20 protein-coding genes are annotated in these 24,319 nt (G+C 71.5%); 6 read left to right on the plus strand and 14 right to left on the minus strand.

Features of this window, described 5'->3' with window-relative positions; translation table 11 throughout:
* Positions 1-56 precede the first annotated feature (56 nt).
* Entirely contained in the window at positions 57-1,223 is a 1,167-nt protein-coding gene (locus J2X60_RS01375) for an ROK family protein (protein WP_309886281.1), read from the plus strand.
* 36 nt (positions 1,224-1,259) lie between these two features.
* Here J2X60_RS01375 and J2X60_RS01380 read toward each other — a convergent pair whose 3' ends face one another.
* Entirely contained in the window at positions 1,260-1,697 is a 438-nt protein-coding gene (locus J2X60_RS01380) for a hypothetical protein (protein WP_309886282.1), read from the minus strand.
* A gap of 59 nt (positions 1,698-1,756) precedes the next feature.
* Between J2X60_RS01380 and J2X60_RS01385 the strand changes: the two genes are divergently transcribed.
* Positions 1,757-2,290 (plus strand): hypothetical protein, encoded by a 534-nt coding sequence (locus J2X60_RS01385; protein ID WP_309886283.1) that lies wholly within the window; start codon positions 1,757-1,759, stop codon positions 2,288-2,290.
* A 147-nt stretch (positions 2,291-2,437) separates the two neighbouring features.
* Here J2X60_RS01385 and J2X60_RS01390 read toward each other — a convergent pair whose 3' ends face one another.
* The 10 genes from J2X60_RS01390 to J2X60_RS01435 all read right to left on the minus strand — a co-directional run bounded on the left by J2X60_RS01390 (position 2,438) and on the right by J2X60_RS01435 (position 17,239).
* Positions 2,438-3,631 (minus strand): alpha-hydroxy acid oxidase, encoded by a 1,194-nt coding sequence (locus J2X60_RS01390; protein WP_309886476.1) that lies wholly within the window; start codon positions 3,629-3,631, stop codon positions 2,438-2,440.
* A gap of 128 nt (positions 3,632-3,759) precedes the next feature.
* Positions 3,760-5,235, minus strand: a complete 1,476-nt coding sequence (locus J2X60_RS01395) for a rhamnulokinase family protein (protein ID WP_309886284.1) — start codon at positions 5,233-5,235, stop codon at positions 3,760-3,762.
* A gap of 22 nt (positions 5,236-5,257) precedes the next feature.
* Positions 5,258-7,345: a bifunctional aldolase/short-chain dehydrogenase gene (locus J2X60_RS01400; protein WP_396127770.1), complete on the minus strand. Its 2,088-nt coding sequence runs from the start codon at positions 7,343-7,345 to the stop codon at positions 5,258-5,260.
* A 5-nt stretch (positions 7,346-7,350) separates the two neighbouring features.
* Complete coding sequence (gene rhaI / locus J2X60_RS01405; protein ID WP_309886286.1) at positions 7,351-8,520, minus strand: L-rhamnose isomerase; 1,170 nt, start codon at positions 8,518-8,520, stop codon at positions 7,351-7,353.
* Positions 8,521-8,793: 273 nt separating this feature from the next.
* Entirely contained in the window at positions 8,794-11,109 is a 2,316-nt protein-coding gene (locus J2X60_RS01410; RefSeq protein ID WP_309886287.1) for a family 78 glycoside hydrolase catalytic domain, read from the minus strand.
* A gap of 120 nt (positions 11,110-11,229) precedes the next feature.
* Positions 11,230-12,096, minus strand: a complete 867-nt coding sequence (locus tag J2X60_RS01415) for a carbohydrate ABC transporter permease (RefSeq protein ID WP_309886477.1) — start codon at positions 12,094-12,096, stop codon at positions 11,230-11,232.
* 5 nt (positions 12,097-12,101) lie between these two features.
* Positions 12,102-13,031, minus strand: a complete 930-nt coding sequence (locus J2X60_RS01420) for a sugar ABC transporter permease (RefSeq protein WP_309886288.1) — start codon at positions 13,029-13,031, stop codon at positions 12,102-12,104.
* A 4-nt stretch (positions 13,032-13,035) separates the two neighbouring features.
* Positions 13,036-14,358 carry an extracellular solute-binding protein gene (locus J2X60_RS01425; RefSeq protein WP_309886289.1) on the minus strand — a complete coding sequence of 441 codons (1,323 nt, stop codon included), beginning with the start codon at positions 14,356-14,358 and terminating at the stop codon, positions 13,036-13,038.
* A gap of 423 nt (positions 14,359-14,781) precedes the next feature.
* Positions 14,782-15,876 (minus strand): LacI family DNA-binding transcriptional regulator, encoded by a 1,095-nt coding sequence (locus J2X60_RS01430; RefSeq protein ID WP_309886290.1) that lies wholly within the window; start codon positions 15,874-15,876, stop codon positions 14,782-14,784.
* A gap of 352 nt (positions 15,877-16,228) precedes the next feature.
* Positions 16,229-17,239 carry a LacI family DNA-binding transcriptional regulator gene (locus J2X60_RS01435; RefSeq protein WP_309780148.1) on the minus strand — a complete coding sequence of 337 codons (1,011 nt, stop codon included), beginning with the start codon at positions 17,237-17,239 and terminating at the stop codon, positions 16,229-16,231.
* Positions 17,240-17,362: 123 nt separating this feature from the next.
* On the opposite strand from J2X60_RS01435, the gene J2X60_RS01440 reads away from it, so the two are divergent.
* From J2X60_RS01440 to J2X60_RS01455, 4 genes are all read left to right on the plus strand, one after another.
* Positions 17,363-18,724 carry an MFS transporter gene (locus tag J2X60_RS01440; protein ID WP_309886291.1) on the plus strand — a complete coding sequence of 454 codons (1,362 nt, stop codon included), beginning with the start codon at positions 17,363-17,365 and terminating at the stop codon, positions 18,722-18,724.
* Positions 18,725-18,840: 116 nt separating this feature from the next.
* Positions 18,841-19,179: an L-rhamnose mutarotase gene (locus J2X60_RS01445; RefSeq protein WP_309886292.1), complete on the plus strand. Its 339-nt coding sequence runs from the start codon at positions 18,841-18,843 to the stop codon at positions 19,177-19,179.
* A gap of 50 nt (positions 19,180-19,229) precedes the next feature.
* A complete protein-coding gene (locus J2X60_RS01450; RefSeq protein WP_309886293.1) occupies positions 19,230-20,144 on the plus strand; it encodes a metallophosphoesterase in 915 nt (304 codons plus the stop codon).
* A 147-nt stretch (positions 20,145-20,291) separates the two neighbouring features.
* The gene (locus J2X60_RS01455) at positions 20,292-21,353 is read left to right on the plus strand and encodes an NADP-dependent oxidoreductase (protein ID WP_309886294.1); all 1,062 of its coding nucleotides are present in this window, start codon (positions 20,292-20,294) and stop codon (positions 21,351-21,353) included.
* Here the strand turns inward: J2X60_RS01455 and J2X60_RS01460 are convergent.
* From J2X60_RS01460 to J2X60_RS01470, 3 genes are read right to left on the minus strand one after another with little or no spacing between them, the layout of a single operon-like run.
* Positions 21,350-22,240, minus strand: a complete 891-nt coding sequence (locus tag J2X60_RS01460; RefSeq protein WP_309886295.1) for an ABC transporter permease — start codon at positions 22,238-22,240, stop codon at positions 21,350-21,352. The genes J2X60_RS01455 and J2X60_RS01460 overlap by 4 nt on opposite strands.
* Positions 22,227-23,177, minus strand: a complete 951-nt coding sequence (locus J2X60_RS01465; RefSeq protein WP_309780143.1) for an ATP-binding cassette domain-containing protein — start codon at positions 23,175-23,177, stop codon at positions 22,227-22,229. The genes J2X60_RS01460 and J2X60_RS01465 overlap by 14 nt, the downstream gene beginning before the upstream one ends.
* Positions 23,174-24,244: a sigma-E factor regulatory protein RseB domain-containing protein gene (locus J2X60_RS01470; RefSeq protein WP_309780142.1), complete on the minus strand. Its 1,071-nt coding sequence runs from the start codon at positions 24,242-24,244 to the stop codon at positions 23,174-23,176. The genes J2X60_RS01465 and J2X60_RS01470 overlap by 4 nt, the downstream gene beginning before the upstream one ends.
* Between the last annotated feature and the right edge of the window lie 75 nt (positions 24,245-24,319).

Genomic DNA, 24,319 nt, shown 5'->3' on the forward strand with positions numbered 1-24,319 from the left:
AATCTAGCGACAAAATCTAATTCTGCAAGGAACTGTTTCCGCGGTAGTGTGCGGGCATGCCGCCGCCCCGTGGAACGAGCGCAGAGACGCTGCTCGCGTACGCCTTCTCCGTGCGCGCGTTCACCGCGACCGAGGCGATCGACACGACCGGCCTGACCCGTTCCACCGTCCTGGCCGCGTGCGAGGAGCTCGTCCGCCTCGGCTGGGTCCGCGAACTCGACGACGCCCGGGCCGCGGGGGAGTACCGCATCGGCCGACCGGCGCGCCGGTACGAGCTCGACACCGCCGGCGGCGTGGTCGTCGGCATCGACGCCGGGCAGCACCGGGTGACCGTGCTCGTCGCCGATCTGCGCGGCACCGTGCTCGGCCGCGCCGAAGGGGCACTCGGCGACTCCGGTCTCGACGTCCCGGTCCGGCTCGGGGTCGTCGGCGAGACCGTCGCCGCCGCACTGCTCGACGCCGGGGTCGACCCGCTGCGGGTGCTCGTCTCCGTCGTCGGCATCCCCGCCCCCGTGGACGCCGGCGGCGCGTCACCCGGCGACGGCGGGTTCTGGGACCGGATGAACCCGGGCTTCGCCGACGCCGTTCCGGGGCACCGGGTCGTGGTCGAGAACGACGCCAACCTCGCCGCGCTCGCCGAACGGCCGTCCTCGGGTGATGCCTCGTTCGCAGCCCTGCTCTCCGGCGAGCGGTTCGGCAGCGGGCTCGTCGTCGACGGGGTCCTGCTCCGGGGCGCCCACGGCGGCGCGGGGGAGATGCGCGTGCTCGACCTCGTCGAGGGCGTCGGGTCGTCCGACGGCATCGGTGCCACCGCCCGCCGGCTCGTCGCCGAGGCGCTCGCCGCGGGCGACGTCCCGCCGGACAGCCCCCTCGCCGCGGACGCCGACGCCTCCGTCCTGTTCCGCGCGGCGCACGACGGGGACCCGGTCGCCCTCGGCATCGTCGACCGCCTGGGGGACCGGTTGGCCCGCGTCTGCGTCCTGCTCGTCAGCCTGCTCGACATCGACCGCGTGGTCGTCGCGGGGGCCATCGCCGAGCCCGCCGGTGCCGTGATCGACCGGGCCCGCGCGTGGCTCGACGGCGCGGGGTTCGACCCGGTGCCCGAGATCGTCGCGTCGACGCTGGGTGCCGACGTCGTCGTGCTCGGTGCGGTCGCGCACGCGGTCGACGCGGTCCGGGCGGCGCCGCTGTCCTTCTCCGTCCGCCCCGCCCTCGCGTCGTGACCGCGGGCGGGCGCTGCGCGGAGCAGTGCTGACAGGTCAGCTGGCGCCGTCCGCACTGATCGTCACCGGCAGGGTCGCGCCGGACCCGTCGCCGTCATGGCTGGTCACCGCGAGGACGGCGTCGCCCACCGGCAGGTCGTCGGGCAGGTCGAAGCGCCCGGCGACGGTGAACTGCTCGCCCTGCGGGGTCGGCCGCCCGAGCAGCACCGGGTCACCGGTCGACGCGGGCGTGATGGTCACCGTGACGTCGTCGGACGCGCGGAACGTGCCGCCGGTGTCCTCGCAGTCGCGGTAGAGCCAGTCGACGTGCAGGTCGACCGTGCCGCCGGGGCGCAGGTCCGAGTCGCCGAGGTCGATCGAGGTTCCGGCGCAGGACGCGGCGGCTCCGCTCTGCACGCCGCAACCCGAGAGCACCCCGCCGACCAGCAGCACCACGACCATCCCCGTCACCGCACGACCCTGTCCCCACCGCATGACGGCATTCCACCACCTCCGAGCGGTCCATCGGGTCACGATCTCGGTACGTTCGGAGCGTGGGGAACGAACGATCAGCTGACCAGACCGAGCCGGAGCACGACCCGTACGCCCGGCGCCCGGGCTACGTCACCGCCATCGACGGCCGGACCGACCGGGTCACGACTGCGGCGGCGGTCGGCGTGGGCGTCGGCCTCGTCACGTCCTGGGTGCTCGGCTTCTTCCAAGCGCCCGAATGGGTCGTGTGGGCGGGGGCCATCGCCGTCGGTGTGACGACGTGGCTGCTGCTGCGCGCTCGACAACGTCGCCGCGACCGAAGTGAAGGCCGCGCGCCCGGCGCGGTCGCCCGTGCCCGCGACCGTGCCATCGCCGACGCGAACGGCGGCCGACGCTTCTTCGTCGCCCCGAACCCGGTCATCCTGATCGTGATGGGCGGGATCTTCATCGCGCTCGCCGTCGGCACGCTCGGGCTCGGGAGCATGTCGGTCCTCACCGTGATCCGGACGATCGTCCTGGTCGGCGGTGGCGCGTACTTCGTCGTCCAGGGCATCGGGACCCTCGTCGTGCGCCGCCGCCCGCCCGACCCTCGCTGACCCGCGCCGCCGCGTCCGCGCCGAACCACGAATCCGACATCGAACCAGCGGCGCTGCCTGGTTCGACGTCGGATTCGTGGTTCGACGTCCACATCGGCCACGTCGGCCACGTCGGACCGTCGGACCGCCGGCGTGACCGCGCGCCGGTCAGCCCCGCGCGACCGGCGTCAACCGCTGCAACTGCGTCACGTGCCCCGGCTCGAGCTCGTCGAGCGAGGCCACCCCGAGCAGCCGCATCGTCCGCTCGATCTGCTCGGACAGGATCTGGATCATCCGGTCGACGCCGGCCTCGCCACCCGCCATCAGGCCGTACAGGTACGCCCGACCGACCATCGTGAACTTCGCGCCGAGCGCCACGGCGGCGACGATGTCGGCGCCGGACATGATGCCCGTGTCGAGGTGCACCTCGGTGTCCTTGCCGACCTCGCGGACGACGGAGGGGAGCAGGTGGAACGGGACGGGAGCGCGGTCGAGCTGCCGGCCGCCGTGGTTCGACAGCGTGATCCCGTCGACGCCCATGTCCGCCAGACGCTTCGCGTCCGCCAGTGACTGCACGCCCTTGACGACGACCTTGCCCTTCCACTGCGACCGGATCCACTCGAGGTCCTCGTAGGTGACGGTCGGGTCGAACATGTGGTCGAGGAGCTCGCCGACGGTGCCGGACCAGCGGTCGAGCGACGCGAACGCCAACGGTTCGGTGGTGAGGAAGTCGAACCACCACCAGGGCCGCGGGATCGCGTTCAGCACGGTGCGGGCGCTCAGCTGCGGCGGGATGGAGAACCCGTTGCGCTTGTCACGCAGCCGGGCACCGGCGACGGGCACGTCCACGGTGACGAGCAGCGTGTCGAACCCGGCCTTCTCGGCGCGGGAGACGAGCGCCATCGACTTCTCGCGGTCCTTCCACATGTAGAGCTGGAACCAGTTGCGGCCCGACGGGTTGGCGTCGCGGACGTCCTCGATCGCGGTGGTCCCCATCGTCGAGAGCGAGAACGGGATGCCGGCACGGCCCGCTGCCCGGGCTCCGGCGCGCTCGCCCTCGGTCTGCATCATGCGCGTGAACCCGGTCGGGGCGATGCCGAACGGGTACGCGACGGGCGCGCCGAGCACGTCGCGCGACGTGTCGACCTTGGAGACGTCCCGCAGGATCGCGGGCGTGAACTCGATGTCCTCGAACGCCTGACGGGCGCGGGCGAGGGAGATCTCGGCCTCGGCGGCGCCCTCGGTGTAGTCGAACGCGGCCTTCGGCGTGCGCCGGGCGGCGATGTCGCGCAGGTCCCAGATCGTCAGCGCCGACTCGAGACGCTGTCGCCGACCCGGCAGCGACGGCTTCTTGAACTGCATGAGCGGCGCGAGGTCGCGCACGGTCGGCAGCTGCCGCTTGATCGGTGTGCGCCGGGCCGACGGCGCCCCGGGGGTCGCTGCCGGAGCGCCCGTCGCGGGGTCGACGCGGTGCTGGTCGTCGGTCGAGGTCATACAGACATCCTACGTCTCGGGGTGGATCGATGGGTGGAGTGATCGGCTCGAGGGGTGTAGCGAACAGGCTCGACGGAACGGGCGATCGTCGAGCGCAGGGCCTCGAGCGAGGCGCCACCGAGACCGCCGAGCCCGACGGCCCGCGCCTGCGCGAGGACGTTGCCGAGCGCGGTCGCCTCGACCGGCCCGGCGAGCACGGGGAGCCCGGTGCGGTCGGCGGTGAGCTGGCAGAGGAGCCGGTTCTGCGATCCTCCGCCGACGACGTGCACCTGTCGGACGTCTCGGCCCGTGACGGCGATGATCGTCTCGAGGGTCGAGGCGTACGCCGAGGCGAGCGACTCGAGGATCGACCGCACGGTCTCGGCCCGCGACGCCGGGGCGGCGAGTCCGTGCGCACCGCACCAGGCGGCGATCCGTGCCGGCATGTCACCCGGCGCGGTGAACGTGTCGTCCGCGACGTCGAAGACGGGGACCGGGGCGGTGACGTCCGCTGCGGAGGCGAGCAGCGCCTCCAGGTCGACGCGCTCGCCACCGCGCTCCCAGGTGCGGACGCTCTCGGAGAGCAGCCACAGTCCGGACACGTTCTTCAGGAACCGGACGCGTCCGTCGACGCCGCCCTCGTTGGTGCAGTTGGCCTCGCGAGCCGCGTCCGACAGGACGGGTGCGTCGAGCTCGACGCCGACGAGCGACCAGGTGCCGGACGAGATGTACGCGAAGTCCGGGTCGGTGGCCGGTACCGCCACCACGGCCGAGGCCGTGTCGTGGGAGCCGACGAGCGTGACCGGCGCGGTGCCGCCGACCGCCTCGGCGACGGCGGGCAGCAGGGGACCGAGTCGGTCGCCCGGGTCGCGCAGGGTGGGCAGGAGTCCGCTCGGGAGGCGCGCAGCAGCCCGCAACGCCGGGTCCCACCCGCGGGTGGTCGCGTTCAGGACCCCGGTCGTCGAGGCGTTCGTGCGCTCGGCCGCCTCGACGCCGGTCAGCCAGTAGCCGAGCAGGTCGGGCACGAGGAGCGCTCGTTGCGCGAGCTGCAGGGACGGGTCGGCGGCGAACTGGAACAGGGTGTTGAACGGCAGGTGCTGCAGGCCGTTCCGGGCGTACAGCTCGGCGGCGGAGAGTCGCTCGTGCACGGTCGCGACGCCGCCTTCGTGTCGTGCGTCGCGGTAGTGGGACGGCAGCCCGAGCAGCCGCCCGCCACGGAGCAGCCCGTAGTCGACCGCCCACGAGTCGATGCCGAGGCTGGCGATGTCCGGGTTCCGGGCGAAGGCGTCGCCGAGGCCCGCGGTGACCTGCCGGTACAGCTCGACGACGTCCCAGTGCAGGGCTTCGCGGTCGCCCTCGTGGAGCGCGACCGGGCCGTTGGGGAACCGGGCGACGTGCTCCATCCGGACGCCGTCGGTGTCGACGTGGCCGACGATCACCCGCCCGCTCGTGGCGCCGAGGTCGACGGCGGCGACGCTGCCGCTGTTCGTCACGCTGCTGCCCCTGTCCCGGACATCAGCGCAGGAACGCTGCCGCGACCCCGGCGTCCACGGGGACGTGCAGGCCGGTCGTGTGCGAGAAGTCGTCGGTGCAGATGGCGTACACGGCGTTGGCGACGTTCTCGGGCACGACCTCGCGCTTGAGGATCGTGCGCTGGGCGTAGAACTTGCCGAGGTCCTGCTCCTCGATGCCGTACGTCTTCGCCCGGTTCGCACCCCAGCCGGACGCGAAGATGCCCGAGCCACGGACCACGCCGTCGGGGTTGATGCCGTTGACGCGCACCCCGTGCTCACCGAGTTCGGCCGCCAGCAGTCGGACCTGGTGCGCCTGGTCGGCCTTGGTCGCCGAGTACGCGATGTTGTTCGGGCCGGCGAACACCGAGTTCTTCGACGAGATGTACACGATGTCGCCGCCGAGGCCCTGCTCGATGAGGACCTTCGCGGCCGCCTTCGACACCAGGAACGAGCCCTTCGCCATGACGTCGTGCTGCAGGTCCCAGTCCTGCTCGGTGGTCTCGAGCAGGCTCTTGCTGAGGCTCAGCCCGGCGTTGTTCACGACGAGGTCGAGGCCGCCGAAGTGCAGGAGCGTCTGCTGGACCGCGTGGTCGATCGCGTCGGCGTCCGTCACGTTCGCGGCGACGCCGATCGCCGTGTCGGTGTTCCCGATCTCGGCCGCGGCCTCCTGCGCCTTGGCGAGGTCGAGGTCCGCGATGACGACCGCGGCGCCCTCGGCCGCCAGGCGCTTCGCGATGGCCTTGCCGATGCCGCTCGCGGCTCCCGTGACGAGGGCGATGCGCGTGGCGAGCTTCTTCGGTGCGGGCATCCGCTGGAGCTTCGCCTCCTCGAGGGCCCAGTACTCGATGCGGAACTTCTCGGCCTCGTCGATGGGGGCGTAGGTGCTGAGGGACTCCGCGCCGCGCATGACGTTGATGGCGTTCACGTAGAACTCGCCGGCGACGCGGGCGGTCTGGGCGTCCTTGCCGTAGGAGAACATCCCGATGCCCGGGACGAGCACGATGAGCGGGTCGGCGCCGCGGATCGCCGGGCTCGTCTCGTCGGCGTGCCGGTCGTAGTACGCCTGGTAGTCGACGCGGTACTGCTCGTGGAGCTCGTGCAGGCGCGCGGTCTGGTCCTCGACCGTCGCCGTGGCGGGCAGGTCGAGGATGAGCGGCTTCACCTTGGTGCGGAGGAAGTGGTCCGGGCAGCTCGTCCCGAGGGCCGCGAGCTCCTCTGCCCGTGCCGACGCGAGGAAGTCGAGCACGACGTCGCTGTCGGTGAAGTGACCCACCACCGGCTTGTCGTGCCCGGCGATGCCCCGGATCGTCGGGGCGAGGGCTGCGGCGCGCGCGCGGCGTTCGTCCGTCGGCAGCGCCTCGAAGCCGCGGCGGACGGGGCCGAACGGCTGGTCCTTCCCGTGCTCGGCGATGAAGGCCTCTGCCGTGTCGATGATCCAGCGGGAGTTCGCCTCGGCCTCGGCGCTGGTGTCGCCCCAGGCGGTGATGCCGTGGCCGCCGAGGATCGTGCCGATCGCCGCGGGGTGGTCCCGCTTGACCGCCGCGATGTCGAGCCCGAGCTGGAACCCCGGTCGGCGCCACGGCACCCAGACCACCTTGTCGCCGAAGACCTGCTCGGTCAGGGCCGGACCGTCGGCGGCGGTCGCGATGGCGATGCCGGCGTCCGGGTGCAGGTGGTCGACGTGCGCGGTGTCGACGAGGGCGTGCATCGCGGTGTCGATGGAGGGTGCTGCGCCACCGCGACCGAACAGGGTGTGGTCGAACGCGGCGACCATCTCGTCCTCGCGCTCCACGCCGGGGTAGACGTCCTGCAGTGCGCGGACGCGGTCGACGCGCAGGACTGCGAGGCCCGCCGGGGTGAGGGTACCGAGGTCGCCCCCGGAGCCCTTCACCCAGAGCAGCTCTACCGGTTCGCCCGTGACCGGGTCGGTGTCGGTGCCCTTGGCGGAGGTGTTGCCGCCCGCGTAGTTCGTGATCCGCGGATCCGAGCCGAGCGCGTTCGAACGTGCGATGAGCGCACTGATCGTCGTGTCTGCGTCGGTGCCGTGCGTTGCGGGGTCCACCCGTGCCTCCAGTCCTGTGCTTGTCATGATGTCTACGCGCCCCAGCCGGCCTGGACGCCGCCGACCCGGTCCTCGGCGATCTGCCGCTGGTAACCGGAGTCGAGGTAAGCGCGCATCGGGTTCACGGGGAGACCGCGGGATTCGCGCCAGGCGGCGAGGTCGGCGCGGACGTCGGTCTGGTACGCGTCCATGAAGATCTCGTTCGCGCCGAGGACGTCGTGCGCTTCCTGTGCGGCGGTCAGTGCGACGCGGTCGAGGAGCAGTGCTCGGGCCGTCATCTCCTGGACGTTGAGCACCGAGCGGATCTGCCCGGGGATCTTGTCCTCGATGTTGTGGCACTGGTCGAGCATGAACGCGACGTCGGGGTTGTCGTAGCCGCCGCCGCGGATGACCTCGACGAGGATGCGGAACAGCTGGAACGGGTCGGCGGCGCCCACGATCAGGTCGTCGTCGGCGTAGAAGCGCGAGTTGAAGTCGAAGCTGCCGAGCTTGCCGAGGCGCAGGAGCTGCATGACGATGAACTCGATGTTCGTGCCGGGAGCGTGGTGGCCGGTGTCGAGGCAGACCATCGCCTTGTCGCCGAGCGCGGCCGTCTGCACGTAGCTCGTGCCCCAGTCCGGGACGTCCGTGTGGTAGAACGACGGCTCGAAGAACTTGTACTCGAGCACGAGGCGCTGGTCCGGGCCGAGGCGGTCGTAGATCGTGGTCAGCGAGTCGTGGAGGCGGTCCTGGCGGGAGCGCATGTCCTCCTGCCCGGGGTAGTTCGAGCCCTCTGCGAGCCAGATCTTCAGGTCACGGGAACCGGTGGCGTCCATCACGTCGATGCAGCGCAGGTGGTGGTCGATCGCCTTCTGCCGGATCGTCTCGTCGACGTGGGTCAGGGCGCCGAACTTGTAGTCGTCGTCCTGGAAGGTGTTCGAGTTGACGGTGCCGAGGGAGACGCCGTGCTCCTCCGCGTGGCGCTTCAGGTCGGCGAAGTCGTCGACGAGGTCCCACGGGATGTGGAGCGCGACGGTCGGAGCGAGCCCGGTGTACCGGTGGACCTGGGCGGCGTCGGCGATCTTCTCGTAGGGGTCGCGCGGGGTGCCGGGGGTCCCGAACACCTTGAAGCGGGTGCCGGAGTTGCCGAACGCCCAGCTCGGGAGCTCGATCGCCTGCCGGGCCAGCTGGCCGGCGACGGAGCTGAAGCTCGCTGATGTCATCGTGTCACTTCCTCGTGTCGATTGAATCGTTTCATACGGTACGTGCTGCGCGGGGTTCGCGCAAGCCGGGGTCTGGTCGCGCTCCGTGGTGGCGGTTCGGGGCGGTGCTGCACAACCACAGTGCGTTCGAACCGCGCGATCGCGCGGCGCAACGTGACTTTGGTTGTGCGCCGCCGCGGCCGCCGCGGCCGCCGCGGCGGGAGCGGGCGGCGGAGCCGGCCGGGAGCGGGCCGGGCGGCGGGCGGTGGCGCCCGCCGCCGCGCGCCGCCGCCGCTACCCCGCGGGGACCGCGGCCGGCGCGCGCAGCTCGTGCGTGCCTCCCGACACGCGCTGCTCCGCAGCACCCGGCAGCCGCACCACCGCGGTGACGCCCTCGGGCACGGTCACCCCAACGAGCAGCTCCCCGTCGACGAGCTCCCACCGCACGGCGACGTGCCCGTGCACGGTGTCGAGCGAGGTCGACGCCCACGTGAGACCGCCTCCGGGCTGCGGCGCCACGAGCACCGACTCGTACCCGGGCGTCAACGGCGCGAGACCACCGACCACGCGGTGCATCCAGTCCGCCACGGCACCGAGCGCGTAGTGGTTGAACGACGTCATCTGGCCCGGGTTGATCGTGCCGTCCGGCAGCATCGAGTCCCACCGCTCCCACACCGTCGTCGCGCCCATCGTCACCGGGTACAGCCACGACGGGCACTCGGTCTGCAGCAGCAGCCGGTACGCGTCCTCGAGGTGTCCGGTCTGCGTCAGCGCATCCGTGATGAACGGCGTCCCGGCGAAGCCCGTCGAGATCCGGTACCCGGACTGCTCGACGAGCTCCGCCAGACGGTCGCCGGCCGTGGCCCGCTCCGCCTCGGACAGGATCCCGAACACGATCGCGAGCGTGTACACGGTCGTGCAGTCGGACAGGATCCGACCGTCGTCCTGCAGGTAGTGGGTCCGGAAGCCGGCCTGGAGGCGCGACGCGAGTTCCCGGAACTCGCTCGCTTCCGCCTCGTGGCCGCCCAACAGCTCGGCCGCGTCCGCCGCGATGGTGGCGGACCGGTACGCGCAGATCGTCGCGACGACGCCCTTGTCGGCCTTCGCCGCCGCGGGGTCCTCCGGCGGGGCGTCCGGGTCCAGCCAGTCGCCGAACTGGAACACGGTGTCCCACAGGTCCTCGGGGGAGAGGTGGTCGCGGACCCGCCGGAGGTGCGCGGCCATGGACGGGAACTGCTCCTCGAGCACCGCGGTGTCGCCGTACGCCTGGTAGAGCGTCCAGGGCACCCACACCCCGGCGTCCGACCAGACTGCGGTGGCGTCGGGCTTGCCGAAGTCCTCGGCGGGGGAGTACTTCAGCACGTCCGGCACGACGAAGGGGATGACGCCGTCGGCGTGCTGCTGCTCGAGCCACACGTCGCGGAGCCAGTCGCCGAGGAACGCCCGCGTGTCGAACAGGTACGAGGCCGTCGGTGCGAACGCCGCGATGTCGCCGGTCCACCCGAGTCGTTCGTCGCGCTGGGGGCAGTCGGTCGGCACGCTGAGGAAGTTCCCCTGCATGCCCCGCACCACGTTGTCGTGGAAGGTGTTCAGCAGCTCGTGGCTCGACTCGAACGTGCCGGTGCGGGGGAGGTCCGACCCGACCTGCACCGCGGTGAGGGCGGTGCGGAGCTCGTCGAGCGTGCCGGGCCACCCGTCGACCTGGGCGTACCGGAAGCCGTGGAACGTGAAGCGCGGCTCGAAGACGTCCTGGCCGTCCCCGCTGAGGGTGAAGTGGTCGGTGGCCTTCGCGGTGCGCAGGGGGCGCGTGCCGAGCTCGTCGTGCTCGAGGACCTCGGCGTGCTGCAGGGTCAGGGCCGTCCCCGCCGGGCCGGACGCGGTCACCCGGATCCAGCCGACGAGGTTCACGCCGAAGTCGACCAGCGTGGCGCCGGCGGGGCTCGTCCAGACCTCGACCGGGGCGATCTCGGCGAGCGGTCGGACGGGCGGCACGGTGTCGGCGACGAGCTCGCGCTCCCCGAGGTCCACCGTGTGCACCGTGCTCGTGCGGCCCTCGTGTCCGTCCACGCTCGGCACCGTCACGTTACCGGGCGTGAGGAAGGATCCGTCGCGCAGGCGGGCGTCGACGTCCTCGCCGTCGTAGAGCTGGTCGGCCGTGATCGCGCTCGACAGCGCCTGCCAGTCGGTGTCGGTCGCGACGAGCTGTTCGTGGCCGTCGGCGAACGTGAGGCGGAGTTCGGCGAACCCGGCGACCTCGTCGGCGTACCAGCCGCCACCGCCGCCCCATGCGAGGCGTCCGGCGGCCCAGCCCTTGCCGAGGACGAGCGCGAGGACGGCGGCGCCAGCCGGCTCGGCATCGGTGAGGTGTGCCGTGACGTCGTGCGAGACGACGCGGACGCGCCACTCGTAGCTCGTCCACCCCGGTTCCAGCAGGTGGTCGGAGACGCGCTGCCCGCCGAGCCAGGCCTCGACGACGCCGAGGGCGCTGACGTCGAGGGTCGCGCTCGTCACGGCGCCGTGGCCGTCGTCGAGGGTGAACTCCCGGCGCAGGATCGGTGCGCTCCCGAGGTCGGCGTCGCTCGCGATGAACGGTGCTGTCCAGGCGGTCATGTGGTGTGTCCTTTCACGCGACCGGTCGTCGTCGACCGGTGCGGGGTCGTGGGCCCGGCCACCCGCCCGCGGGGGCGGGGTGGTGGAGGCGGGTCGCGCCTCCAGGCCGTGGATCGGGCGTCAGCCCTTGACGGCGCCGCTCGTCATGCCGGCGACGATCTGACGGTTGAAGAAGATGTAGAGGATCAGCGGCGGGATCGTGATGAGCAGCACGTCCGTGAACAGCAGGTTCAGCTGGCTGACCGACTGGCTCTGGAACGTGTACAGCGTCTGCTGCACCGTCGCGTTCTCGGAACCAGGCAGGAAGTACAGCGGGTTCGTGAAGTCGTTGAACACCGTCACCGACTGCACGAGCACGACCGTGATGATGACCGGTTTGAGCAGCGGCAGGACGACCCCGAAGAACAGGCGGATCGGACCGGCGCCGTCGAGGACGGCTGCCTCGTCAAGCTCCTTGGGGATCGTCGCGACGAACGCCCGGAAGAGCAGGATGCAGAACGAGAGGCCGAAGGTCGCCTCGATGAGGATCATCCCGCCCATGGTCTTGAACAGGTTGAGCCCCTGCAGCACCCAGATCGTCGGGACGATCGCGGGCGGGACGATGAGGCCGGCCAGGACGAAGAAGTTGATCAGGCCGTTCCACTTGCTCGGCCGCCGTTGCAGGACGTAGCCGACCATCGCGGAGAACACCACCATGATGATGACGCTCCCCACGGTGAGCACGGCGCTGTTCAGGAACGAGCGCAGGATCCCGCCGTCGCCGGTCTGCATGACCACCACGAGGTTCTGCCACAGCTGCCACTGGGTCGGCAGGCTGAAGCCGAGCTGGTTGGCCTCGGCCGGGCTCTTCGCGGCCTGCAGCAGGACGAAGACGAACGGCACGAGGAAGACCACGAAGCTGACGACGATCGCGACGATGCCGATGACCCACTTGCGTGCGGTGTTGCGGCTCCGGGCTCGTGTGGGGGTCAGCCGCTGGCTGGTGATCGCGGTCACAGGTCCGCCTCCTTGCGGTTGATGAGCCAGGAGATGGGGACCATGATCGCCGTCACCACGATGAACAACACGACGTTGCCGGCGGTCGACAGCCCGTAGAACCCGGCCTGGTACTGCTTGTAGATCACGCTCGCGATGACGTCGCTCGTGAAGCCGGGTCCGCCGCCGGTCATCGCCCAGATGAGGTCGAACGACCGCAGGCCGCCGATGAGCGACAGGATGATGACCGTCCCCATCGCCGGGCGGGACAGCGGCAGTGTGATGTTCTTGAAGATCGTCCACGCGCTGGCGCCGTCGACCCGGGCGGCCTCGAAGTACTCCTGCGGGATCGCCACGATGCCGGCGATGAAGATGAGCGTCGCGATGCCGACGCCCTTCCAGACGTCCACCGCGGCGACGCTCCAGAGGGCGAGGGCCGGGTCGGTCAGCCACCCCGGAGTGGGGAGGCCGACCGCCCCGAGGGCGCCGTTGATGATCCCGTGGAAGGGGTCCATCAGCGCCTTGAACGTGATGCCGATGCCGATGGTCGACACCAGCACGGGGAAGAACACCACCGCTCGGAGGTACCCGCGCCCGAGCACGGGGCTCGTGAGGAGCAGGGCGAGGGCGAGTCCGAGGACCACCTTCGCCGCGCTCGTCACGAACCCGTACTCGAACGTGTGCACGAACCCGGAGACGAGCTGCGGGTCCTGGAAGAACCGGACGAAGTTGTCGAAGCCGATGAAGGTCTGGTCGAACAGCGTCCAGCGGGTGAGCGAGAAGTAGAACCCCGCGAAGGTCGGGACCGCGAAGAACACGACGTAGAGCGCGATCGCCGGGATGAAGAACCAAGCCGGGTAGAACGAACGCATCCGCCTGCGGGCCGGGCCGGGGCCCGTCTTCGTGGTCTGCGGCGGGGCCACCGCCGTCGTGAGTGTCGCGGTCACCGGATCACCAGCCCTTGATGCCGAGCTGCTGGGCCTGCTGGACGACGTCGTCGTCGTACTGGTCAGCGCCCTTCGCCGCGTTCGTGATGCCCGAGCCGACCTGCACGCAGATCTTCTCGAGGTTCGGGCCCTTGATCGGGGAGAGGAACTCGAGTGCCGGGCTCGCCTTGCCGTCGTCGAGGTACTTCTGCAGGTCGCCGATCATCGGCGGGACGGAATCGGGCAGGGTGCAGGTCGAGATCACGTACGGGCCGCCGGGGGTGCCGGTGTCGTTCTGCACCTTGCAGCCCTCGGACGAGTTCGCGAAGGCGACGAACTTCTTGGCGGCCGCGAGCTTGTCACCCGTGGTCGTCTTCGGGATGTAGAGGCCGTTCGGCTCCCAGATGGTGAGGTTCGTGTCGTCCGCGTTCTCCGCCGGCAACGCGAAGGCACCGATGTCGTTCACCGCGTCGGGCGAATCCTGCTGGATCGCCGAGATCGCGTTGGTCAGCATCGGGTACTGGGCACCCTTGCCCTCGGCGAGCATCTTCAGGCCGTTCGCCTGCGTGGCCGAGGCGTAGTCCTCGTTGTAGAGGTCCTTGTCCTTGCCCTCCTGGAGGTGCTGGAACCCGGCGAGTGCGGGCTGCTCCGCATAGGACTCCTTGTGCTTCGTGTACTGCGTCGCCCAGTTCTTCTGCTGCGCGGTGATGTTCGCGAAGTCGCCGAGGACGAACAGCTGGCTGGTCCAGGTGTCGCCGTACGTCTGGATGATCGGCGCGATGCCGACGTCCTTGATCTTCTCGCTGTTGCTGATGAACTCCGACCACGTGGTCGGGACGCTCAGCCCGAGCTTCTCGTAGACCTTCTTGTTGTAGAGGACCGCGCCGCCGAAGCTGGTGCCGAACGGGGCGCCGTACATGCCCTTGTCGGTGCTGACGACCTTGGTGAACTGCGGGTCGACGTCTTTCGCCCAGCTCTCCTTCGAGAGGTCGACGAGGGTGTTGTCCGGGTTGAGCGCCTGCATGAGCGAGCCGGAGTTGTAGTTGAAGACGTCGGCCATCTCGCCGGTCGACAGCCGGGTCTTCACCAGATTGTCGCCGTCGGTGCCCTGCGGCTTCGTGTCGAACTTGACGGTGATGTCGGGGTTCGCCTTCTCGAACGCGGCGATGAGCGGCTTCGCGGTGGCGGCGGTGGCCTCGGCGTTGTCGGCGAGGTACGTGATCGTGACCTTGCCGCCGCCGCTGCCGGTGTCGGCGGAGCCGCCCGACGAGCACGCGGCCAGGCTGCCGATGAGGACCGCGGCGCCGCCGATGGCGAGCAACCTGGTGGTCAGGGGACGAGCTGACATTCCTTACCTCCTCGTAAGGCCCGGGACTGGGGGAACCCGGGTGAAACGGACCCGGTCACCGCGCCGATGCGGTTCCCGGTGGTGCTGTTTAGAACGTTTCAATCGGAATGGAACCATGCGGATTGAAGCGTGTCAATCACCGATTCTGATTCGTTACGCAAGTGCGCGGTCCCGCCGCCCGCGGGAGCCGGGAGGCGCGGGGCGGGCCCCGGCGGGCGGGGCGCGCTGGGCGGGCGGTCGCGAGGTTTCGCGCTGGCCGACAGTTCACGGGGCCGGCGGCGCGTGAGGTGTCGCACAGCGCGAAACCTCACGCGCCCGGACGGCCGCGCGAGACTCGCCCCGGCGGACACTTTCGCGGCTCCGCGCCCGCGAAAGTGTCCGCCGAGGCGAGACTCGGGAACGCCGAGCGCCGCGCGCGCCGCGTCAGGCCTCGGTACGCCTCGGGTCGCTCGGCGCCGTCCGGGCCGCCGCCTCGGCCGCCCCCGCCCGCCCGAGCGTGCTCTCGCGCGGCACGAGTTCGCTCCCGAGCACCACCGTCCGGTGCACGTGCTCCGCGGGGTCCTCGTCGAGCTCGGCCAGCAGGAGGTCGACCGCCACCGAGCCCATCTCCGACCCGTGCATCGTCACCGAGGTCAGCGGCACGGCACCACCCCAGGCGATCGAGTTGTGGTCGCAGCCCGTGACCGGGATGTCCTCCGGCACGCGCAACCCCGCCGCCCGCAGCTCCGTCACCACCGCCATCGCGAGGAGGTCCGTCACCCCGAGCACCCCGTCCGGCCGCGACTCCGCCGACATCGCCGCGATCCGGGCGCCGGCGTCGGTGCCTCCCGGCGGGTCGATGTCACCGGCGTCGACGTCCACGAGTTCGACCCCCGGGTGCTCCGCGATCGCCCGCAGCAGCCCCTGCCGTCGACGCGCCACGGGCTGGAGGTCCGGACGAGCACTCACGAACCCGATCCGCCGGCACCCCTGCTCGATGAGGTGCGTCGTCGCGACGTACCCTGCCTGCTCGTTGTCGACCACGACCGAGCAGGCGTCGACCTCGGCGGGTTCGTAGTTGACGTACACGACGGGCAGCCCGTGCTTGCGGACGGTCTCGACCTGTTCCTTCGAGGTCGTCATCGACGCCAGCAGGATCCCCGACACCCGTGTGCTCTCCAGGAACGCGAGGTGTTCTGCCTGCGCGTCGAGGTCGTTGTCGCTGTTCGTCACGAGCAGGGTGTTGCCCCGCGCCCGCGCCGTTGTCTGCGCCCCGCTCACCATGTCCGTGAAGAGCGAGTTCCGCAGCGAGGTCACGACGAGCCCGATCGCCCGCGTGCTCCCCGAGACGAGTGCCCGCGCGTTGCGGTTCGGCGTGTACCCGAGGTCGGTGATCGCGGCACGGACCCGTGCTGCGGTCGCGTCGGCCACGCGTTCCGGGTGGTTCAGCACGTTCGAGACCGTCGCGAGCGAGACGCCCGCCCGAGCGGCGACGTGGTGCACGCTCGGCGGTCCGTCGCGCCGGGGGACATGCACCATGCTCCGATCGTAGGCGGACCGGCGCTCCCTCCCGGCCATCCGCCGGACAGGCCGGCGCACCGACGCGTCCACCCGGCCATCCGTCGGACGGGAGGTGGGCCCCACCAGCCGGTTCCGGCGCACCGCGCCAGCGGGGCGACGGCCGTGACTGGAGGGACGGTGCGGCGCCGACCCGCGCCTCCCGTCCGACGCGGCTCGCCGCCCCGTTCGCGAAAGCGACGGTGTGCCGCGAACGGTTGCCGGGGGTCTGTCGCTCTGCCGTCACGGACGCCACGGCATGCCTGTGTCCTGTCGCTCCGGCGGCACGGTCACGGGCACGACCACGGACGCGCGGCGAAGCGCGCAGCGCCCCTCAGCGCTCGGCGACGGTGGACTGCCGCACGACGAGCTCGGGCGTGAACTCCACGTGCAGCTGGTCCGTGCCCAGCCCCTGGTCCACCTGGGCGAGCAGCAGTTCGATCGCTCGCCGCCCGAGGTCCTGCGCCGGCTGCCGCACCGAGGTGAGCGGGACGACCGCGGCCTCGGCGAACGCGATGTCGTCGTACCCGACGATCGCGATCTCCTCCGGCACGCGGATCGACCCGCGCATGATGAACGCCTGTTCGAGGCCGACGGCGAGCAGGTCGTTCGCCGCGAACACCGCGTCCGGGCGTTCGGCGGCCGGGCGGGCCTGGATCTCCTCGCCGACGCGCCGGCCCTCGAGGACCGAGAGCGACGTGGTCGGGATCACCTCGAGTGCCGCACCCGCCGCCCCGGCCGCGGCGACCGCGCCGGTGTGGCGGTCGGTGACCTGCCGGATGCCGAACGGGCCGCCGACGAAGGCGATCCGCCGGCGTCCGATCGCGGTGAGGTGTGCGACGGCGATGCGGCCTCCGGCGACGTCGTCGACGGAGACGGACGCGAAGTGCTCGTCGTCGGCGCGGCGGTCCACCAGGACCACGGCGGTGCCCTGGTCGCGGAGTCGCTCGAGGCGGCCGAGGTCGTCCCCGGCGGGGGAGATGAGGAGTCCGGCGACGCGGCGCTCCTCGAAGAGGTCGACGTAGGTGTGCTCGCGGTCGACCGACTCGTCGGAGTTCCCGACGAGGACGGCCAGGCCCTTCTGCATCGCCGCGTCCTCGGCGCCGCGGGCGACGTCGGTGAAGAACGGGTTGCCGCCGTCGAGCACGATGAGCCCGACGGTCGAACTGCGGCCGGCGCGGAGCTGGCGGGCGGAGTCGTTGCGGACGAACCCGAGTTCGGCGATCGCGGACTGCACGCGTTCGACGGTCCCCGGTGCCACCTTGTCGGGACGGTTCAGCACGTTCGAGACGGTGCCGAGTGACACGCCAGCGAGCGCTGCGACGTCCCGAACGCTCACTGCCATGGGGTCATCCTGACATCGGGGTGGCCGTTCCGGTGGAGCGACTTGCCCTCCGGCCGAACGACGAGTACCGTCTCCGCAGCACCGTTGAAACGATTCACAGTCGAACACGCGAACGGAGGACCAATGGCGGTCCGTATCGGAGCCCGCAACACCACGGGCTGGAAGGCGACGATCTCGGTCGCCATGTCGAACTACATCGAGTCGGGGTCGATCATCGCGATCGCCACGAGCCTCAGCCTCTGGCAGGCGCAGTTCCACGTCGGGGACCTGCAGGTCGGGCTCCTCGCCAGCCTGTCCGCGAACGCGTTCGGCGCAGCGGCCGGCGCCATCATCGGCGGCCCCCTGTGCGACCGCTACGGCCGGAAGTTCATCTACACCTACGACCTGCTGCTGTACATGCTCGGGATCCTGCTCGCGGTGTTCGCCGGCAGCTACGGCATGCTCCTCGTCGGGTTCATCCTCACCGGCATCGCGGTCGGCGCGGGCGTCCCCGCGAGCTGGACCTACATCGCCGAACAGGCCCCGGCCGACAAGCGCGCGGCCCACGTCGGCACCGCGCAGCTCGCCTGGTCGATCGGCCCCATGGTCGGCTTCGCCCTGGCCATCGCCGCCGCGCCGCTCGGGCTCCTCGGCAGCCGCCTGATCTTCGCGCACCTGTTCGTCGTCGCCGCGATCGTGTGGTGGCTGCGACGCGGCCTGCCCGAGTCCACGATCTGGAAGGACGAGCGCGCGGCCACCGGCTCCGCGAACTTCTTCCACGGCTTCACCCAGCTGTTCAGCCGCCGCAAGAACCTCACCGCGATGCTGTTCCTGTTCGGCGTCTACGCGCTCTGGAACACCGTGGCCGGGCAGGCCGGCATCTTCCAGCCCCGCGTCTACTCCGCCACCGGCGTGACGAGCGTCACCGAGCAGTACGGGTTGCAGATCCTCGTGTGGGGCTGCACCGTCGCCGCGACGTACTTCGGGTTCATGCGCTTCGCCGACCGGATGAGCCGGAGGCTGCTCTACGCGATCGGCGCCGCGCTCGCGGTCGTCGCCTGGGCCGTCCTCATCTACGCGCCCGCGAACCTCGGCACGCTGCTGTTCTTCGCGATCGCGTGGGGCATCTCGTCGGGCATCGGCGCGCAGGCGTTCTACGGGCTCTGGACGAGCGAGCTGTTCGCGACCCGGTACCGGGCGAGCGCGCAGGGCGTCCTGTTCCTCGCCGCGCGGGTCATGGTCGGCCTGCTGAGCATCTGGTTCCCGCTCCTGCTCTCCGACATCGGGCTCCGTGCACTCGGCGGGCTCATCCTCGGCCTGCTCGCGCTGTCGTTCCTGGTCGGGACGATCTGGGCGCCGCGGACGCAGGGCAAGACCCTCGAGGAGATCGAGGCCGAACGCTACGGCACCGTCACCAGCGCGACCGGCACGGTCCGCACGCCCGAGGAGCACGCCGCGCGTCAACAGACGCTGCGGGGTGCGCGAGACGAGCGGACGCCACGGTGAGCGACGCGGACCAGCGTGATGCGCGCCTCTCCCCACCGGCACGGCCGGAACGCCGCTGGCGCGTCGTCCCGGAACCGGCGGCGTGGGCCCTGGACGGCACTGGAGGCGCGGATCACGTGACCCGCGTCTGCTTCCGCCTGCAGGTGGGGACCGAGCACCTCGACGCCTACCGCGAGCGGCACGCCGCGGTCTGGCCGGCGATGCTGCGGGCGATAGCGGCCGCGGGACGTCGGAACTACTCGCTGTTCCTCGACGACGACGGCCTGCTCATCGGGTACTACGAGACGGACTCGGTGGCGGATGCCGACGCGTCGCTCGCCGCGTCCGAGGTGGCCGCCGCGTGGGAGGCACACATGCAGGACCTGTTCGACGGCGCGACCGGGCGGGCGGACCAGGCGGCGCGTGTACTGCCGGAGGTCTTCAACCTCGACGACCAGCTCGCCGCCGCGACCTGACCCGCCCGCGGGCACCGGGGACTGCAAGGCACCCTCGCTACCGTGGGGCCATGCAGCAGCCCGCAGCCGGGACCCTCCGCGTCCTCCACCTGTCCGACACCCACCTCACGGGCGACGGTGCCCTGCACCAGGGATCCGTCGACACGACCGCCGCGCTCGAGGGTGTGCTCGCCCGGGTCGACGGCGTCCCGGGGATCGGGCTCGTGGTGGTGTCCGGCGACGTCTCCGAGGACGGCTCCCCGGAGTCCTACGCCGCGGTGCTCGAGCGCGTCGGCGGCTGGGCGGAACGCCACGGTGCGGCGCTCGTCACCGTCCCGGGCAACCACGACCTCCGCGAGGGGTTCCGCCAGGTGCTCGCGAACGGCCACGTCCTCGGCGAGGGCGGCCGGCCGCTCATGCACACCATGGAGTACCACCCGCCGACCGTGCCGGTCTGGGGGCAGTCGATCGTCGCGGGTCGGCGGATCGTCACGGTCGACACGAGCGTCCCCGGGGTCGGCTACGGCGAGATCGCCGAGGCGTCGCTCGAACGACTCCGCGCCGCGCTCGCCGGCGACCACGCGCCGCACGGCACCGTCGTCGTGCTGCACCACCCGCCGTTGCCGGCACCGACCGCGCTGCACGAAGCCCTGCGACTCCGCAACCCGGAGGCGCTCGCCGACGCGATCCGCGGCTCCGACGTCCGGGTCGTGCTCGCGGGGCACTACCACCACCACTTCGCCGGGACCCTCGCGGGCGTGCCCGTGCTCGTCGCGCCCGGTGTCGCGAACGACACCGACGTCACCGGCGCCTACGAGGAGGAGTCCGCGTACGTCGACTCCGGAGCGCTCGTCGTCGACGTCGCCGAGGACGGCTCGGTCTGGTCGACACCGGTCCGCGTGCCGCGGCCGGACGCGGATCCGCTCGCGTTCGCGCTCGACGCGGACACCGTGGCGCGCGTCATCGAGGCGTCCACCGGGCAGTAGACGCACCGTTCGTTGAACGGGAGGGACGGTGCGGGCCCGCACCGTCCCTCCCGTCCGTCGTGTGCGGACGCCGGTACCCCGCGCGTTCGGGTTGCAGTCGGGAACTCCGAGTAGGCCGGTGGCACACCTGGAGCGAAGGAGCACCCCATGCGGATCGGCAGTGCAGTGCAGTACGACCGGTACGGCGACTTCGACGTCGTCGAGCTCGTCCCGCAGGAACGCCCGGAAGCGGGTCCCGGCGAGATCGTCGTCGAGATCGTCGCGGCGGGGCTCAACCACATCGAACGGTTCCTGCGGGAGGGCAAGCTCCAGGACCACATCGAGCTCACGTTCCCGGCTCGTCAGGGCGTCGACTTCGCCGGCATCGTCCGGGCACGCGGCGACGGGGTCAAGGACCTGCGCGTCGGCGACGAGGTGATGGGGCACGCACCGAACGGCGGGTCGCACGCCACCTGGCTCGTCGTGCCGCGCGCTGCCGTCATCAAGAAGCCGGAGCACGTCGGCTGGGAGGTCGCCGGCGGCCTCTACCTGGCCGGGTGCACCGCGGTGTCGGTCGTCCGCAGCCTCAAGCTCGGACCGGAGGACACCGTCGTCATCACCGCCGCGGCCGGCGGCGTCGGGCACATCGAGTGCCAGCTCGCGCACGACGCCGGGGCGACCGTCATCGCGCTCGGCAGTGCGCGCAACCACGACTACCTCCGCCAGATCGGCACCCTGCCCGTCGTGTACGGCGAGGGCGAGGAGGAACGCATCCGTGCTATCGCGGACGGTCGCCCGATCACCGCGTTCATCGACAACCACGGGGAGAGCCGGGCCGAGGAACTCGCGGAACGCCTCGGCGTCGCATCGGGGCGGTTCGTGTCGTCCGAGGCGCGGCGCGACATCGAGATCCGGTTCCTGCGGGCGCCCGCGGAGGACGAGGAGACCCGGGAGCTCCTGACCCTCCTGGCGAAGGCCGTGCAGGACCGTCGGGTGCAGGTGCTCATCTCCGGGTTCTACCCGTTCGAGTACATCGTCGAGGCGTACGAGGACCTCGCCGAGATGAAGTCCCGCGGCAAGGTCGTGATCGGGATGCAGACCGTCGAGACCGGTGCACGGATGGACTGGTACCGCTCGGAGAAGGCCCGTGACCTGCGCGACCGGTACGCCGACGCGCGGGGGACCGATTCCGAGACGATGGCGGGCGGGTCGGCGAGTCCGAGCGCCTAGCTCAGGACGTCCTTCGTGGTGAACCGGCTGTACGCCAGCGCGCCGAAGACGACGACGTAGCCGAGCTGGAGCACGGCGTTCGACCCGAACGAGTCGAACGCGATCGGGTCGCGGAGCAGATCACCGAACCCGAGCCACTGGTGCGAGAACAGGTACGGGTGCAACCAGTCGAGCTGCGGCAGCTGGTCGAGCACCTGGGACGCCCCGGCGAGCACCACCGTCGCGGCCATCGCACCGACCGGCACGCTCGTCAGGGTCGAGGCGAACAGCCCGATCGCCGACAGCCCGAGCATCGACAGCGTCACGTAGAGCGCGAGCAGCACGGCCCGGCCGGCGTAGGACCAGCCGTCGACTTGCGTGCCCGAGAGCAGGGTCACCGGGCCGATCGGGAACAGCACGGCACCGATCGCGGCCCCGACCAGGACGATGAGGAGCGTCGCGGCGAGGCAGAACGCCACCGCCCCCGCGTACTTGACGAGGATGAACCGCACGCGCCCGGTCGGGGCCACGAGCAGGTAGCGGATGGTGCCGTGGCTGGCCTCGCCCGCGACGGTGTCACCCGCGACCACGCCCACGGTGAGCGGCAGGAACAGCGGGATCGACACGGTCAGCGCGGTGAACGCCACGAACAGCCCGTTGTTCGTGATGTCGCCGAGGAACGCGGGGCCGCCGGAGTCGTCGCCGGTCGTCAGCCGGACGGCGACGGCGATGAGGATCGGCACGAGGGCGAGCGCCCCGAGCATCGCCCACGTGCGGCGGCGTCGGAAGACGAGGGCGAGCTCGGAGCCGAGGAGTGCGAAGGGGCGCTGGCGGGGACGCGGGGAGGCGCGGACGTCGTGCGACTGCGGGTCGTCCGTCGGCACGGTGGCGGCGTCAGGCTGCGACATCGAAGCCCTCTCCGGTGAGGGCGACGAAGAGGTCTTCGAGGGTGCCGCCGCCGACGGTGAGCCCGCGCACCCGGACGTCGGCGCGGACGAGCTCGGTCGTGATGGTCTCGGGCAGGACCTCTGGTGGCAGGTCGGCCACGAGGACGTCGGCGCCGCCCTCGTGCCGCGGGGTCAGACCGAGACGGCTCAGCACGGTGCCGGCCTGCCCGAGGTCGGGCGTCCGGACCGTGACCGTCCGGGCACCGGCGGCGCGGAGCTCGTCGAGCGGCCCCTGCGCGACGAGCTTGCCGGTCCGCATCACGGCGGCGTGCGTGCACACCTGCTCGATCTCGGCGAGCAGGTGGCTCGAGACGAACACCGTGGTGCCGTCGTCGGCGAGGGAGCGGATGAGGTTGCGGACCTCGCGCGTGCCCTGGGGGTCGAGGCCGTTCGTCGGTTCGTCGAGCACGAGGAGGTCCCGCGGGGCGAGCAGGGCGTTCGCGAGCCCGAGCCGCTGCTTCATGCCGAGCGAGTACGCGTGCGCCTTCTTGTCGGCCGCGTGCGCGAGCCCGACGCGGTCGAGGGCGCTCGCCACCCGGGTCTTGCGGGTCCGTGGGTCGGAGGTGGGGTCGGCGGCGTCGAACCGGAACAGGTTCGCGCGGCCGGAGAGGTACGGGTAGAACGCCGGACCCTCGACGAGTGCACCGACGCGCGGCAGCACGTCGTGGAGGGCCTTCGGCATCGGTTCGCCGAGCACCTCGATCGTGCCGCCCGTCGCGCTGGAGAGCCCGAGGAGCATGCGGATCGTCGTCGTCTTGCCGGAGCCGTTCGGACCGAGGAAGCCGAACACCGCGCCGCGCGGGACGGCGAGGTCGATCCCGTCGACCGCGCGCTGCTTGCGGAATACCTTCGCCAGTCCGGTGGTGCGGATCGCGAGGGCTGCGTCGGGCGTGCTCACTCGGCTGCGGCGACCAGCGCCGACACCGGGACCGCGCCCGCGAGGACCCGGCCGTCGTCGGTGAGGTAGACCGAGACGAGCGAGGTCTGCACCGCACGGCCGCCGTCGACCGAACGGGTCAGCTGGTCGAGCAGTCCACTGGCGTCGTCGCCGAGCGCGGTCTGGTCGACCGAGCCCTTCGGCAGTTCGGCGATGGTGCTCCAGCCCGTCCCCGTGAACGTCGGCTCGTCGCCGGCGCGTCCGTGTCGGTGCTGCGCGTCGCCCGCGCCGTGGGCTGCCGCGTCGGAGAGGTCCTTCGCCTCGACCGTCGCGCCCGTGGGCGGCGTGAAGTCGAACAGGCGTGCGGCCGGCGCTCCGTACTGCAGGCTCGTGAAGCCGACCTCGACGGCGGGGTCGGACTGGCCCTTCGCCGCGATCGTGGCGCGCAGCGGCAGGCCGGTCTGCTGGTCGACCGCCAGGCGCACGGACCCGACGAGCGTGCCCGTCGACTTCGGCGTGAGGGTGATCTGCCAGGCGTCGTGGCCGGCGACCCGGACGTCCTCCGGCTTCGACACCGTGGTGCTCGGCGTGATCGCGTCGATCGCCTGCTTGGCGATGTCGGACGGCGTCGCGGCGCCGGACTCCGGCGTCCGGGCGTCCTTCGGGAGGGTGACGTGCGTCGCCGTGCGCTCCTTCGAGTCCCAGGTCCAGACGTCGGACCCGTTCCGGACGAGGTCCTGCTCGGCGAGCTGCTGCGTCAGCTGGACGCGCTGCTTGTCGGGGCCGTCGACGTAGACGCGGGCGGTGTGCGACGAGGTGAGGAGGCCGAGCGCGTCCGAGGCGTCGCCCTCGAGCGAGGAGCCGCCGGACCCGGTCGGGAGCTCCGGCAGGCCGAGGTCGCTCGTCTGCACGAGCTTGCCGGAGTACTTCGCGTCGGACGACCCCGCGATGCTGGCGATGACGTCCGCCGCGCTCGGGTTCGTCCCCGCGACCGGGTCGCTCGACGCGTTCGCGATCATCGGCGCTGCGACGGCGCCGGCGACGACGACCGGTGCGATGACGGCGGGCAGCCAGGCTGACTTCTTCATCGGTTTCCCCTCGGTGGAGCATTCGGAGTCGGCAGTACGGTACGTCGGCCCGCCGACAGTGGGCTGGGCGTTCGT

Source organism: Curtobacterium sp. 320, assembly GCF_031455235.1.
Classification (GTDB): domain Bacteria; phylum Actinomycetota; class Actinomycetes; order Actinomycetales; family Microbacteriaceae; genus Curtobacterium.